The sequence below is a fragment of the Streptomyces sp. NPDC001135 genome (assembly GCF_053598395.1).
Genome location: NZ_JBSFKD010000020.1, coordinates 37,915 through 52,037 on the forward strand (window position 1 = coordinate 37,915; position 14,123 = coordinate 52,037).

The 14,123-nt window shown below is 71.8% G+C and carries 12 protein-coding genes; 7 read left to right on the plus strand and 5 right to left on the minus strand.

The window, feature by feature from the left end; all coding sequences use genetic code 11:
- Window positions 1-33 precede the first annotated feature (33 nt).
- Together ACWC94_RS23770 and ACWC94_RS23775 are read right to left on the minus strand one after the other, a co-directional pair.
- Window positions 34-432, minus strand: coding sequence for a hypothetical protein (locus ACWC94_RS23770; protein WP_450798901.1), 399 nt, complete (start codon window positions 430-432; stop codon window positions 34-36).
- 125 nt (window positions 433-557) lie between these two features.
- Window positions 558-1,346 carry a hypothetical protein gene (locus ACWC94_RS23775; RefSeq protein WP_450798902.1) on the minus strand — a complete coding sequence of 263 codons (789 nt, stop codon included), beginning with the start codon at window positions 1,344-1,346 and terminating at the stop codon, window positions 558-560.
- A 539-nt stretch (window positions 1,347-1,885) separates the two neighbouring features.
- On the opposite strand from ACWC94_RS23775, the gene ACWC94_RS23780 reads away from it, so the two are divergent.
- From ACWC94_RS23780 to ACWC94_RS23790, 3 genes are all read left to right on the plus strand, one after another.
- Complete coding sequence (locus ACWC94_RS23780; RefSeq protein ID WP_450798903.1) at window positions 1,886-2,593, plus strand: transglycosylase family protein; 708 nt, start codon at window positions 1,886-1,888, stop codon at window positions 2,591-2,593.
- Window positions 2,594-2,672: 79 nt separating this feature from the next.
- Entirely contained in the window at window positions 2,673-3,713 is a 1,041-nt protein-coding gene (locus tag ACWC94_RS23785; protein ID WP_450798904.1) for a helix-turn-helix transcriptional regulator, read from the plus strand.
- Window positions 3,714-4,074: 361 nt separating this feature from the next.
- On the plus strand, window positions 4,075-4,290 hold the full coding sequence (locus ACWC94_RS23790) for an I78 family peptidase inhibitor (RefSeq protein ID WP_450798906.1): 216 nt from the start codon (window positions 4,075-4,077) through the stop codon (window positions 4,288-4,290).
- A gap of 126 nt (window positions 4,291-4,416) precedes the next feature.
- Here the strand turns inward: ACWC94_RS23790 and ACWC94_RS23795 are convergent, their stop codons facing one another.
- Both ACWC94_RS23795 and ACWC94_RS23800 read right to left on the minus strand, forming a co-directional pair.
- Window positions 4,417-5,445 (minus strand): phosphatase PAP2 family protein, encoded by a 1,029-nt coding sequence (locus ACWC94_RS23795; RefSeq protein ID WP_450798908.1) that lies wholly within the window; start codon window positions 5,443-5,445, stop codon window positions 4,417-4,419.
- A gap of 237 nt (window positions 5,446-5,682) precedes the next feature.
- Window positions 5,683-7,002, minus strand: coding sequence for a mannosyltransferase family protein (locus ACWC94_RS23800; protein ID WP_450798909.1), 1,320 nt, complete (start codon window positions 7,000-7,002; stop codon window positions 5,683-5,685).
- Between the two features lie 259 nt (window positions 7,003-7,261).
- On the opposite strand from ACWC94_RS23800, the gene ACWC94_RS23805 reads away from it, so the two are divergent.
- Complete coding sequence (locus ACWC94_RS23805) at window positions 7,262-8,881, plus strand: MFS transporter (protein WP_450798910.1); 1,620 nt, start codon at window positions 7,262-7,264, stop codon at window positions 8,879-8,881.
- Window positions 8,882-8,969: 88 nt separating this feature from the next.
- Window positions 8,970-10,160, plus strand: a complete 1,191-nt coding sequence (locus tag ACWC94_RS23810; protein WP_450798911.1) for an acyl-CoA dehydrogenase family protein — start codon at window positions 8,970-8,972, stop codon at window positions 10,158-10,160.
- 37 nt (window positions 10,161-10,197) lie between these two features.
- Here the strand turns inward: ACWC94_RS23810 and ACWC94_RS23815 are convergent, their stop codons facing one another.
- Window positions 10,198-10,635 carry a cell division protein SepF gene (locus ACWC94_RS23815; RefSeq protein WP_450798912.1) on the minus strand — a complete coding sequence of 146 codons (438 nt, stop codon included), beginning with the start codon at window positions 10,633-10,635 and terminating at the stop codon, window positions 10,198-10,200.
- 795 nt (window positions 10,636-11,430) lie between these two features.
- Between ACWC94_RS23815 and ACWC94_RS23820 the strand changes: the two genes are divergently transcribed.
- Together ACWC94_RS23820 and ACWC94_RS23825 are read left to right on the plus strand one after the other, a co-directional pair.
- Window positions 11,431-12,288, plus strand: coding sequence for an amino acid ABC transporter permease (locus ACWC94_RS23820; protein ID WP_450798913.1), 858 nt, complete (start codon window positions 11,431-11,433; stop codon window positions 12,286-12,288).
- Window positions 12,285-14,045 carry an FAD/NAD(P)-binding protein gene (locus ACWC94_RS23825; protein ID WP_450798914.1) on the plus strand — a complete coding sequence of 587 codons (1,761 nt, stop codon included), beginning with the start codon at window positions 12,285-12,287 and terminating at the stop codon, window positions 14,043-14,045. The genes ACWC94_RS23820 and ACWC94_RS23825 overlap by 4 nt, the downstream gene beginning before the upstream one ends.
- Window positions 14,046-14,123: the final 78 nt, after the last annotated feature.

A 14,123-nucleotide genomic window follows, 5' to 3' on the forward strand; every position in this document is an offset into this window, starting at 1 on the left:
GAGGACCAGGTGCCGCCCTTCATCGTGCGCCGGTCACACGCCCCGGCGCGGCCCCGGGGGCAGCGCCGCCGGCACGTGCTGCATCCCCGTGTCGTGCTGCTGCCGCCCCAGCGTGCCGATCCGCTGCCACTGCGACTGCTGCCGCGCGCTGTAGGCCCCCGCGCTGTAGGCGCTGTACGAGCTGCTGAACGACCCGGCCCGGTGGCCGCCGTAGCCACCCGTACGGTCCGGAAGCTGACCGAAGGGGCTGAACCTCAGCCCCTCCTCCCCGCTCCGGTCCCCCGGCAGCGTACGAAAGCTCTTGACCCACTCCGCGTAGAGCGAGTCGTAGATCGGCGTGGCCGAGGCACCACCAGCCCCTTCCTGCCCCGTCCGTGCGGAGGGAATGGAGGAGAACGATGACCGGCGGGGAGGAGTGTCATATGCGTGCACGTATGTCCAAACGACGGTGCCTTTGAAGAGATACGGGCACCCGAGGGGCGCGAGGAACTGCGCGACCGGCCATAACGCCTCCGCAGCCGCCGAACTGCACGCAGTCCCCGCCCGTCAGCTGCCTCTCACGTCCCCGCGAGAGGCAGCGCAGCGGCAACCAGCTTCCCGTTCGCCGCGGCCTTGTCGAGGGACTCCCGCAGCAGATCCTCCCGCGGCTGCCGTCCGATCGACCCCACCGGCGCCGCGAACATCAGCACCTGCTGGTGCTTGTTGGTGGCGGCCCGCCAGCTGTCCGTCACCTGCAGCGGCTGATGCGCCTGCCACCAGGCGACCGGCTGCCCTCCGCCCGCCGACGGCTGCAGCACCGCGTGCAGCCGGCCCGCGGCGAGCAGCACCGACCAGCCGTGCAGCACCGGCGGCACGGACGCCAGCTCGGTCACCGGCATGAACCCCTGCTCGATGAGGAGCGGAAGGAAGTCGTCGCCGGCCCCGGTGGTGCCCGGCCGCACGATCGGCGAGGTCGGCTCGACGACGAGCGCGGGGTGCAACTCACCCTCGACCAGGACGAGTCCGCTGGTCACGCCGAGCACCGCCTGCTCGGCCGCGGCCTGCTGCGGCGCGCCCGCGGCGTCGCCGGCGATCCCGCCGATGGAGCGTACGGCCCCCTGCAGCTGCTCCTCGGTGACCTGGACGACCTGCGAGGGCAGGCAGCTGGCGTGGGCGAAGGCGAGGACGGCGGTCTCGTCGCCGACGAACAGAACGGTGCTGGTGCGCTCCTGCTCGGAGTCGCCCGGGGTGCGGCAGGACGTGCAGTCGTAACTGCCCGGGGCGTTCTCTCCGGCGAGCAGCCGGTCGGCTTCTTCGTCGCCGATCTCGGCGCGTACGGCGTCACTGACGTCGAGCATGCGCGGCACGGTGGCTCCCTCGGGATGCGGTGCTGGGTCGGCCGGGTGGCTCCCGGCCGATGAGCCCCGGGGTTCCGGGCTCATGAAGAAGACAACGGGTGTCCTGTGGTGGGGGTCACGCCTCAAGGACGACCGGTTCGAACCAAGCAGCGCACACGGTCACCTCATGTGCGGAATCCGCCACTCACGGTCAACTCATCGCCGAGTCAAGGAACTTGGTGAGGTGAGGTGAGTCACAGATCGCTTCGGTTGCTGGTCGACAAATCAGGAAATCAGGGTATGTAGTGGGTGGCTGAAAATCGCCGATACTCGCGGTAACGGGCAACTGGCCTGGAATGACAGTGAGTTGGTTGATTCCGGCCGCTCGACCTCCCTACATTCCTCCGCCGTGTGCAACGAGCACCGCTCGGGTACGTCCGACGGCCGGCACCGGCAGGGCACCAACGCCGGAACCGGCCACGCGGACGGGGCGGGCACGACCGACCGCGGTCCTACGCGGCCAGGCGTGCTCCGCCCGGGGGAGCCCGGGTTCGTGGAGAGGGAATTACATGTCCGAGTGTGCCGATACCACCCGTAGCACCGCCCGTCACGACGGCGCCCGCAAGGGCCGTACGACGGCCGCGCTCGCCGGAGCCGCCCTGCTGGCCCCGCTGGGCCTGCTGGCCGCCACCGGCAACGCCGCAGCGGCGGACAACGGGGTGTGGGACCGCATCGCCCAGTGCGAGAGCGGCGGCAACTGGCACATCAACACCGGCAACGGCTACTACGGCGGGCTCCAGTTCTCCGCCGGCACCTGGCGCGCGTACGGCGGCTCCGCCTACGCCCCGACGGCCGACCAGGCCTCGCGGAGCGCGCAGATCGCCGTCGCCACCAAGGTCCAGCACGCCCAGGGCTGGGGCGCCTGGCCCGTCTGCTCGGCCCGCGCCGGAGCCTCCGGCGCCGCTCCCGCGGCGGCGCACAACGGCACCTCCGGTACGGCGGCCTCCAAGGGCGCGACGACGAAGTCCGCCCCGACGAAGTCCACCCCGGGGAACTCCGCTCCGGGGAACTCGGCTCCGGCGAAGACGCCGGAACGCCCGGCGGCCCACACCGGCCGCGGCGCCTCCCGCGGCGACTACACCGTCCGCGAGGGCGACACCCTGAGCGCCATCGCTGCCCGGCACGGGACCACCTGGCAGCGGATCTACGCCGCCAACAAGAAGGTCATCGGCGACGACCCCGACCTGATCGTGCCCGGCCAGCGCCTCGCGCTCTGAGCCCCGCCCGGTCCACCGAGACAGCCGCTGTCCCCGACGAGGACAGCGGCTGTCCGCATCCCCTGGCAGACTCGCCCCCATGTTGGAGACCTCGGCACGCCTCTTGCGCCTGCTCTCGCTGCTCCAGGCCCACCGCGAGTGGTCCGGCGCCGACCTCGCCGACCGGCTCGGCGTCACCCCGCGCACGGTCCGCCGGGACGTGGACCGGCTGCGCGAGCTGGGCTACCCGGTCAACGCCAGCCCCGGCACCGGCGGCGGCTACCAGCTGGGCGCGGGCGCCGAACTCCCGCCGCTGCTGCTGGACGACGACGAGGCGGTCGCCGTGGCCGTCGGCCTGCGCACCGCCGCGGGCCAGGGCATCGAGGGCATCGGTGAGACCTCCGTACGCGCCCTCGCCAAGCTGGAGCAGGTACTGCCGAACCGGCTGCGCCGCCGGGTGAGCGCCCTCAACGCCTTCACCGTGCCCATGATGAGAAGCGGCCCGCCGGCGACGCCGGTCGACCCCGCGCTGCTCATCGAACTCGCCCACCTGTGCCGGGACGCCGAGCGGCTGCGCTTCGCGTACCGGAGCCACGACGGGGCCGTCGGCCGGCGTACCGTCGAGCCGCACCGGCTGGTGTGCAGCGAGCGGCGCTGGTACCTGGTCGCCTGGGACGTCGACCGGGCGGACTGGCGGACGTTCCGCGTCGACCGGATCACCCCGAGGCCGCCGCACGGGCCCCGCTTCACCCCGCGCGAGCCGCCCGCCGAGGACCTGGCGGCCCATGTCTCGAAGGGTGTCTCCACGCGCGCGTACCCCACGCACTCCGCGGTACGGCTGCTGGTGCCGCTGCACGAGGCCGCCGAGCGGATCTCGCCCTTCGGCGGCACGCTGGAGGCCGACGGCGCGGACGCGTGCATCCTGCGCTCCGGCGCGCCGAACCCGGACATGATGGTCGTTCACGTCATGATGCTCGGCTTCCCGTTCGAGGTGATCGAGCCCGCCGAGCTGACCGAGGCGATCAGGAGGATCCGGGACCGGCTCGATGCGGCTCTGGCCCGGGCCGCGGCGCCCGGCCCGCGGACTGCGGGTGACACCGGCCGAACGCCGGGGACTCCGAGCGGAACCGGGGCAGGGTGACGAAGCGGCTGCCTTCTCCCCGGGCCGTCGCGGGGCCGCGCGCTCGGACGAGGGGCGTATGGCGGTCATGTGGCGAATCCGTGGATTTCCCATGCGGCGTCAGCCGGCCCGGCATCGCTCCGGATTGCGCGGGGAATCAGGCACCGGGGCCCGTCCGGATCCCCGCCTCGGCGCTTTCCGCGAGGTAATTCGGAGAGGTCCTGCGCGGCGCGTGAATTCGGTTCGACCGACCCGGTGAGCGCCGGGGAAACCCCCGTACGTGTGACGGAGTTCGAGGGAATCGCGGGCCGGGAAGCTGTGACAGAAGTGTGACGGGAGTCGGATAGGACTCTTACCCTGCCCTGCGCGGTAGCGTGGCGGCATGGCACCGATTCCCACTCCGTCAGCGGAGCCCCAGGACAGTCCGGACGGGTACGTCGGCCTCGACGCCGCGCACGCCGAGCGGCTCGCTCGGCAGCGGGGATGGTCGACGGTGCGGTCACTGCCGCCGGGCGCGATCATCACCATGGAGTACCGGGTGGGGCGGCTGAACTTCGAGGTCCGGGACGGCCTCGTCGCCCGCGCCTGGAAGGGGTAGCGGGTCCTTCGACCGCGGTCCCCCGTGGCCGGTATGCCAGGGCCCCGTTCCCCACCGTGGGGAAACGGGGCCTTCTTGGTGGCGTGCGGGCGGTGGTGCGTACCGGGCCCGCTGCCGTTCCGTACGTCAGCCGCCCGTCAGCGGGCGGGCCGGCTGGGTGGTGCCGCGCGGTGGGCGGTGGTCGGCGTGCGGTGGGCGGCGGCTGCCCGCCGGGGTGACCGGGGTGCGTTCCGAACGGGTCGTGTGCGGACCCGGGGCCAGATGGGCCGGCCCTCTGGAGGCGCGGGTCGAGGCGACCGGCTCGCGTGCCGGGGCCGGCTGCTCGGCCGGTGTCGCCCGCGGCCTGAGCACCACCGGCGTGAGGGGCACGGCAGGTTCGGGCACGGGGCGGCCGCGGCGGGCGCGCCAGCGGTCGCGCAGGTCGAACAGCGCGGCCTCGGCCTTGGCGATCAACGGCTCGAACCACGGCAGGGCGAGCAGGATCAGCAGGCCCGCGGCCCAGCCCAGCAGGACGTCGCTCAGCCAGTGCGTACCGAGGTAGACGGTCGTGAGGCCGACGCCCAGTGCCGTGATCGCGGACAGTGCCGACAGCCAGCGGCGCGCTCTCGGGGTGGAGGCCAGATAGGCCAGGATGCCCCAGGTCACCACCGCGTTGGCGGTGTGGCCGCTGGGGAATATATCGCCGCCCAGACCCATCTCGTTCGAGCCGATCACGGTCGCGTAGTGCGGACCGAGGCGCCCCATCCCGAGCTTGGCGGCGCCGACCGTCATGTTCAGCAGCAGCAGGGAGGTGGCCAGGGTGAGCAGCGGGCGCAGCGTGTGCTGCCGCCAGGAGCGCCAGCCGAGCCAGGCCGCGACCATCACCGCGGTGGGGCCGCGCTGGCCGAGCACCACGTAGTAGTCGAGGAAGGCGTGGATCTGCGGCCACTGCTGGTACGGCCGGAAGAACATGACCTGCCAGTCGAGCCGGACCAGCCAGGACGTGATCACCACGGCCCACACGATCGCCAGGTAGAAGGCCAGGGTCGCGGTGAAGAGAACGACCCGGTGCCGGCTCATCCTTGGCACATCGATGTGGGCCGGTCGTTCCGGCTCACGGTCGAGTCTGGCGAACACCCGGTCCAGACGCCGGGTGAGGTTTCGTTCGGTACGCACCCAATCGACGTTACAGCGAGTGAGCTGTGTTCCCGGTCGTAACAGCGGCTTTGTGATGACGATGTGATGTGGGAAACGTCTCAAGCGAGGCCCGAATTCCAGCGATTTCGCAATCCTGTGACGCTGTTCTCTTCAATTCCTTTGATCATGCCGGGCGTTGTTTATATGGCGCTTATGAATGCGTTAACCCGGTCCTGGAGCGGAATTCTCCGGTGTGTCATCGGCCGTCGAAGATGATCATGGTGGCCCGGAGCCGTTCAGCCAGAAGGCCCCATAGACCGCCGAGCCGACCGCCAACAACGCCGTGACCAGCACGGATCGGGACGTGCGCAGTCGGGCGAGGGCGCAGGCGAGCGGCAGCAGCACCGGGAAGGCGGGCACCAGCAGCCGCGGCTTGGAGCCGAAGTAGCTCGACGCGCCCAGGGCGAGGGCGAGGACGACCCCCGTGTACACCAGCAGTTCGACGGGCTGACCCCGGCGCACGCCGGTCGCGTAGAGCCACAGCAGCAGGGCGACCCCGACGATCAGGCCGACGCCGGCGAGGGCGGACGGAATTGACGTGAACTTGGCGGCCACGAAGCGCGCGAATGCATAGCCGCCGTCGAAGCCATTGCGCCATCCGGCCTGCACGTCCAGGTATCCGAGCGGCCCCTTGCCGGTCCGCTGCCCCACCCAGAGCGCGTAGCCGGCGACCCCGAGCGGCGCGACGGCCATGCCCAGCGTACGCCGCCAGGTGGGGGGCGACGGGAGCCCGGGAGCGTGCGCGGAGGCCTGTGTGCCTGGAGTGGGCGCCGGGGATCGCGTGGCTTCTGGTGCGCCGGGTGTGTGCGCTGAGGCGCGGGGGCCCTCAGGGGCGCTCGGCGTATGCGCCGGGGCGTGTTGTCCGTCCTGGGCGCTGGGTGTTCGCATCGCGCTCCGGTCTCGCACGAACGAGATCACGCCCGCCACCCACACCGCGGCGACCACCGCCGCCCCCACCGGCCGGGTCAGCCCCGCCAACGCGGCCAGGGTGCCCGCCGTGACCCAGCGGCCGGTCAGCAGCGCGTACAGCGACCACGCCGCCAGCGCCGTGAACAGCGACTCGCTGTACGCCATCGACTGCACGATCCCGACCGGGAGCACCGCCCACAGCAGGACGGCGCAGACCCCGGCCCGGGCGCCGTACACCCGGTCGGCGACCGCGAAGATCCCGCAGGCCGCGGCGAGCGAGGTGAGCAGGGCGACGACGAGACCGGCGTCCGCGTACGACAGCGGCAGGACCGCGTGCAGCAGCCGCTCCAGCCACGGCAGCAGCGGGAAGAACGCCAGGTTGGAGTGCACGTCGCCGTTCGGCAGCCGCACCTCGTAGCCGTACCCCAGTTCGGCGACCCGCGTGTACCACAGCGAGTCCCAGCGCGCGGTCAGCAACGTGTACGCGCTCTTGCCGCGCGCGGCGCTCCACACCGCCAGCACGACCAGCCCCAGGGCGCGGACCGCCGCATAGCCCAGGAGGGCCGGTACGGCCCGGCGCAGAAGGGGGGCGCGGGGTGGGGCCGCGCGCGTGTCAAGATCGGTCACGGACTCGATTATCGACCGACGCCGGAACCGGACGGGCCCCCGGGGCGTGGTCAAGAGGGAGCGACGTGGCGTACGCCACATGGGTTCCGTCGTGCGTGTGAGAGGTCCGCCACGTGCCCCCGTGACGAACTCGCGTACGCTGACGAGTCACCCGCGTGGGTTGCGCGGGCTGGAGACACCGCTCCTCTCCGGCCGTACGACAGGGAGTCCCCACCCCGTCGGTCCGCCCCGTCGCGAGGCTCATCTGGGAGGTACGTACATGTCCGGGACGACCACGGCTGCCGTACGGCCGCGCCGTCGGGCGGCCGGGGCCGGTGCGGGCCGCTGGGTCGTCCTCGTCGTCCTCTGCGTCAGTCTGCTGCTCGTCGCCCTCGACGCGACCGTGCTGCACGTGGCGGTCCCCGCCGTCACCGAGGACCTCAAGCCCGGTGCCATTCAGCTGCTCTGGATCGTCGACGTCTATCCGCTGGTCTGCGCCTCGCTGCTGATCCTCTTCGGCACCCTCGGCGACCGGGTCGGGCGCAGACGCGTTCTGCTCCTCGGCTACGGCCTGTTCGGTGTCGCCTCCGCCGTGGCCGCGTTCGCGCAGACGGCCGAGATGCTCATCCTCGCCCGGGCGCTGCTGGGTGTCGGCGGCGCCATGATCATGCCGGCGACCCTGTCGATCCTGCGTCAGGTCTTCCCGGACCGGCGCGAACGCGCGCTCGCCATCGGCATATGGAGTGCGGTGGCCGCCGTCGGCGCGGCCGTCGGACCGCTGCTCGGCGGGTTCCTGCTGGAGCACTTCTGGTGGGGCGCCGTCTTCCTCGTGAACATCCCGCTGATGCTGGTCAGCCTCCCGGTGGGGCGGATCCTGCTGCCCGAGTCGCGCGGTGACCAGGGCGGCCCCTGGGATGTCGTCGGTGCCCTGATGGCGGCCGGCGGTCTCTTCGGTGTCGTCCTCGGTGTGAAGCGGCTGGGCGGCGGCGAGGCGCCGGCGAGCCCCTTCACCGTGCTGCCGCTGCTGGCCGGCGCGGCTCTCGTGTTCTTCTTCCTGCGGCGGCAGCGGCGGCTCCCGCATCCGCTGGTGGACCTGCGGATGTTCCGCCGGCCCGCGTTCAGCACCTCGGTGGGCTGCATCGTGCTCGCGATGCTCGCGCTCGTCGGCCTGGAGCTGATCGCCGCCCAGTACCTGCAACTGGTCCTCGGGCTCTCCCCGCTGCAGACCGGCCTCAGGCTGCTGCCCCTGACCATCGCGGCGATGGCGGCGGGCCTGGCGGGCGCGCGGATGCTGCGCCGTTTCGGGCCTCGCCGGATGGTCGGTTCCGGCTTCTGCCTGACCGCGGCGGCGGTCGTGACGCTCACCGCGATGGGCGGCACGGACAACGCTCCGCTGCTGCTGTCCGGTTTCGTGCTGCTCGGCTTCGGCCTGGAGACCACGCTGTTCGGGGCGTACGAGTCGATGCTCAGCGAGGCCCCCGCGGAGCAGGCCGGCGGGGCGGCGGCGATCGGCGAGACGTCGTACCAGCTCGGCGCGGGCATCGGCATCGCGCTGCTCGGCAGCGTGATGAACGCGGCCTACACCCCGGGCCTGCGCTCGGTGCCGGGCGTCCCGCGGTACGCCTCGGACGCGGCGGGCCACTCGCTGGGCGAGGCCTACGACATGGCCGGACGCCTCGGTGGTCCGGCCGGGGCGGCGCTGCGCCGGGCCGCGCGGGACTCCTTCGTGCACGGGCTGCATGTGGCGCTGCTGGTGAGCGCCGGTCTGTTGCTCCTGGGCGCGGTGATGGCGCTGCGGCTGCCGCGGGTCATGCAGTGCGGGGAACCCGCGGCGGCGGTGGAGCTGCCCGCGCCGAGGGAAGTGGAAGCGGACGTGGCGCAGGCCCGCGTCTCGGTCTGACGTACTGGACGTGCGGGGCACCGCCCCGTAACGTCGGCGGCAAAATGTAACTAGCGGTGCTAGTTTCTTGTGTGCCGGAGGGTGTCCCATGTCCGCGTCCTCGAAGTTGCCCCCCTTCGATCCCGCCGACCCGCTCGGGATCGACGATCTGCTGGAACCGGAAGACCTGGCCGTGCGGGACACCGTGCGGTCCTGGGCGGCGGACCGGGTCCTGCCGTACGTCGCCGACTGGTACGAGAAGGGGGAGCTGCCCGGCATCCGGGACCTCGCGCGCGAACTCGGCTCCCTCGGCGCCCTCGGCATGTCCCTGACCGGATACGGCTGCGCGGGCGCGTCGGCCGTGCAGTACGGCCTGGCCTGCCTGGAGCTGGAGGCGGCGGACTCGGGCATCCGGTCCCTGGTCTCCGTGCAGGGCTCCCTCGCCATGTACGCGATCCACCGGTTCGGCAGCGAGGAGCAGAAACGGGAGTGGCTGCCGCGCATGGCGGCCGGAGAGGTGATCGGCTGCTTCGGGCTGACCGAGCCCGACCACGGCTCCGACCCCGCCTCCATGCGCACCCACGCCAAGCGGGACGGCGACGACTGGGTCCTCAACGGCCGCAAGATGTGGATCACCAACGGGTCGGTCGCCGGGGTCGCCGTCGTCTGGGCGCAGACCGAGGACGGCATCCGCGGGTTCGTCGTGCCCACCGACCGCCCCGGCTTCTCGGCGCCCGAGATCAAGCACAAGTGGTCCCTGCGCGCCTCCGTCACCAGCGAACTCGTGCTGGACGACGTGCGGCTGCCCGCCACCGCCGTACTGCCGCAGGTCACCGGACTGCGCGGACCGCTCAGCTGTCTGTCCCACGCCCGGTACGGCATCGTCTGGGGTGCGATGGGCGCGGCGCGCAGCAGCTTCGAGGCGGCCGTGGACTACGCGAAGGCACGCGAGCAGTTCGGGCGGCCCATCGGCGGCTTCCAGCTCACCCAGGCCAAGCTCGCCGACATGGCGGTCGAACTGCACAAGGGAATCCTGCTCGCCCACCATCTCGGGCGGCGGATGGACGCCGGCCGCCTGCGTCCCGAGCAGGTCAGCTTCGGCAAGCTCAACAACGTCCGCGAGGCCATCGAGATCTGCCGTACGGCGCGGACGATCCTCGGTGCCAACGGGATCTCCCTCGAGTACCCCGTGATGCGGCACGCGACCAACCTCGAGTCGGTGCTCACCTACGAGGGCACCGTCGAGATGCACCAGCTGGTGCTGGGCAAGGCGCTCACCGGACTCGACGCCTTCCGGTGAGCCCCCGAGGGGTGCGGGGCCGGTGAGCGGCCCCGCCTCAGCTCTGGTTGAAGAAGCCGTCCTCGCGGTGGGCGGACGCCTCGCCGCTGATGATCTCCGTGTCGGCGGGCGTCAGCAGGAACACCCGGTTGGACACGCGGTCGATGGAGCCGCGCAGACCGAAGATGAGCCCCGCCGCGAAGTCCACCACGCGCTTGGCGTCGGCGGGCTCCATCGCGGTGAGGTTCATGATGACCGGGACACCGTCCCGGAACAGCTCGCCGATGGCGCGGGCGTCCCGGAAGCTGTCCGGGGTGACCGTGGCGATCCGGCGGCCCTTCTCCTCGGCCGTGTCCGTGGCCACCTTCACCCGGGGGTCCGTGACCCAGGCGTCCCCGGATTCGGTGCCCTCGGAGTACTCGTCGTCGTAGTAACGCTCGTCATCGTTGTCGTCGACGAGGCCGAGCCACGCACTCGCCTTGCGTACCGATCCCATGGACGCCTCCTCTCACAGCGGTCTTTCTTGCTTCCGCATCCCTATGGTCATCCATGATGCGGACGGCGCGCCAAGTGGATAGACGCCGCGCGGGGGGTTTGTGACGGTACTGGTGCACAGGCAATCCGTCGAGAGTCCTTGTACCCCAAGGGTCCTGACACATACGGCTGCTGACTGAGAGTGAAATATGATAGTCGGCGGCGGATGGGTGATGATCGGTGCGTCCGGGTGAACGTCAATCTCGTACCACATCACGAGGGAACGTCGTGTGCGGAATCGTCAGACCGTGCGCTCATCGTGACGGACTATGAGGGCCTCTCCTCCCGGTCCTGACGGAGAATCAGGCCGAGCGGTCCACCTGGTTCTTCAGTTCCGGCGGGCTGATCCGGGACTTCTTGACGGCCGGGCAGGCAGGGTGCAGAGCGTGAGGGGAGGGGGTGCGTGTGAAGGCGGGGGAGGCGGGGAGAACGCGAGTGCGCCCGCTCAGGAGCAGGCGCGGGCAGGGGGTCGGCTCAACAGGAAGAGGACCACACGCGACCGAAGTCGATGTGGGAGCGCGTGACCAGCCACTGCTGTGGATGCATGGGCCAAGTGGAACAGGCATCCGGTTTCCCGTCAACTGACGTGAGACGTACGGCTCAGAGTTCGGACAGCCTTGACAGTGCACCGAAACGCCCGCGTACTCTCAGCGGACGGCCCTGCTGAGGGGCTCGGCCGTACTCGCGCCACGCGGCGCTTCCGTGTGAAGGCACCCACCGTGTTCTGACGTTCCACCAAGCGTCACGGAGCCTTCGCATGTCATCCCATACCCTCGCCAAAGCCCCCACCGCGGCGGACCTGCCCGAGCCCGCTCACGCCCCGCGGATCGTCCCGCGACGCCGGTACGGCCAGTGGGCGGCAGCCGTCGCCGTCCTCGTGCTGCTCGGGCTCGCCGTCAACTCCGTCCTGCGCAACCGGGCGTTCCAGTGGGACGTCGTCGCCGAGTGCTTCACCACGGTCTCCATCCTGCGCGGACTGTGGCTCACGCGGTGGCTGACCGCGGTCGTGATGGTCCTCGGCTTCGCCCTCGGCGCCCTGCTCGCCGCCTTCCGGCTCTCCGTCAACCCGGTGCTGCGGACGGTCGGCTGGGGCCATGTCCGGCTGTTCCGGTCGATCCCGATCCTGGTGCAGCCGCTGCTGTGGTGCACCATCGGGGCGCTGTACCCGCAGGTGTTCGGCGTGCGGACCGCCGACCTGCTCACCCCGGTCGCCGTCGCGATCGTCGGACTCACCCTGCACGAGGCCGCCTTCGCCGCCGAGGTCGTCCGGTCCGGCATCCTCTCCGTGGGCCACGGGCAGTTCGGGGCCGCCCAGGCGCTGGGCCTGAGCCGGTCGCAGCGCCGGCGGCGGATCGTGCTGCCGCAGGCCGTGCGGTCCATCGTGCCGTCCGTCGGCAGCAAGCTCGTCGGCACCCTCGCGGGCACCTCGGTCGTCAGTGTCATCGCCGTCAACGACCGGCTGTTCTCCGCCCAGTTGATCCATCACCGCATCTACGAGGTCACCCCGCTGCTGATGGTCGCGACCCTCTGGTACGCGGTCGTCACCTCGCTGTTCGGCCTCGGCCGGCACCACGTCGAGAAGTACTACGCGCGCGGCACGGAGAACGCCCGATGAGGCCACAGCTGGTGATCGTGGGAGCCGGGCCGCGGGGGACCGGCCTCCTGGAGCGCATCGCCGCCAACGCCCCCGAGCTGTACGCCCGTACGGGCCTCGACATCCATCTGGTCGACCCGTACCCGCCGGGCGGCGGCCGCATCTGGCGCCAGGCCCAGTCACCACTGCTGTGGATGAACTCGCACGCCGAGGACGTCACCATGTTCACCGACGAGACGGTGACCATGGACGGGCCGGTGCGCGAGGGCCCCACCCTGCACGAGTGGGCCGAACTGGACGGCGGCACCTTCGCCGACCGGCAGCTCCAGGGCCGCTATCTGCGCTGGGTGTACGAGCAGGCCCTGGCCGCCCTGCCGCCGGGCGTCACCGTCCACCACCATCCCCGGCGTGCCCTGCGCGTCAGCGGCCCGCGCGAGGGCCGCCAGCAGGTGTGGCTGGCGGGCCGTTCGCGCCCCCTCCTCGCCGACCTGGTGATCCTCGCCATCGGCCACCTCGACGCCGAACCCGACGACGAGCAGGCGGCGCTGGCCGCCTACGCCCGCGAACACGGCCTGGTCCACCTGCCGCCCGACTTCACCGCCGACAGCGACCTGTCCCCGCTGAAGCCCGGCGAGCCCGTCCTCGTGCGGGGCTTCGGCCTGGCCTTCGTCGACCTGATGGTGCTGCTCACCGAAGGGCGCGGCGGGCGGTACGAGGGCGACGCGTACCTTCCCTCGGGGCGGGAGCCGGTGCTCCACGTCGGCTCCCGGCGCGGAGTGCCGTACCACTCGAAGATCGGCTACGACTGGACCGGCGAACGGCCCCCACTGCCCCGCTTCTTCGGCCCGGCCGAGGTGGATTGGCTGCTGGCCCGCCCGGACGGCTTCGACTTCCGGCGCGATGTGTGGCCGCTGGTGGAGAAGGAGCTGGGTTTCGCCCACTACCACCGGCTGTTCACCGCCCACGCCGAGCGTACGGCGATGGCCTGGGCCGACTTCGAGGAGAAGTACGCGGCCGCGAGCGGCCCCGCCGAGGTGCGGGCGCTGGTCGCCGCCGCCGTGCCGGATCCGGCCGACCGGCTCGACCTGGCCGCCCTCGATCATCCGCTGGACGGGGTGCGCCATGCGTCGCACGAGGACTTCCAGGACGGCTTGCGGGCGTATGTCGAGGCAGACCTGAGCCGCCGTCACGATGCCTCGTACAGTGCGGATCTCGGCGTCTTCCTCGGGCTGCTCTCCGTCTACGGGCAGCTCGTGCGGCTCGGGAACACCGGTCCCTGGTGGCACGGCTTCTTCAGCTACCTGGCGTCCGGGCCGCCCGGACCCCGGCTGCGGCAGATGCTCGCGCTGTCCCGGGCCGGACTGCTGAAGTTCGTCGGTGCCGACATGAGCGTCACCGCCGAGGACGGGGTGTTCCGGGCCGCCAGTCCCACCGTGCCGGGCTACTCGGTCGAGGCCCGCGCGCTGGTCGAGGCCCGGCTGCCCGAACCCACCGTCGGGCGGGCCCGCGACAGCCTGCTGCGCGAACTGCACACCGACGGCGCCGCCGAGACCCCCGAGGGGCTGCTCCGGGTAGATCCCGGCGACGGCCGGATCCTCGACGGGGCCGGGCGACCGCACCCCCGGCGCTTCGCGCTCGGCCCCTACACCGACGCCCGCACCCCCGGCGCCTTCACCCGGCCGCGCACCGGCGGTGCCGCGTTCCGGCAGAACGACGCCACCGCCCGGGCGGCACTGGCCTTTCTGAGCGCCTCACACGTAAGGGAACCCGCGCGATGAGCGTCATGGTCGACATCAGGTCCGTACACAAGGGCTCCGGCTCGCTGACGGGGTACCGGCGTGCCGGGGGCGGCACCG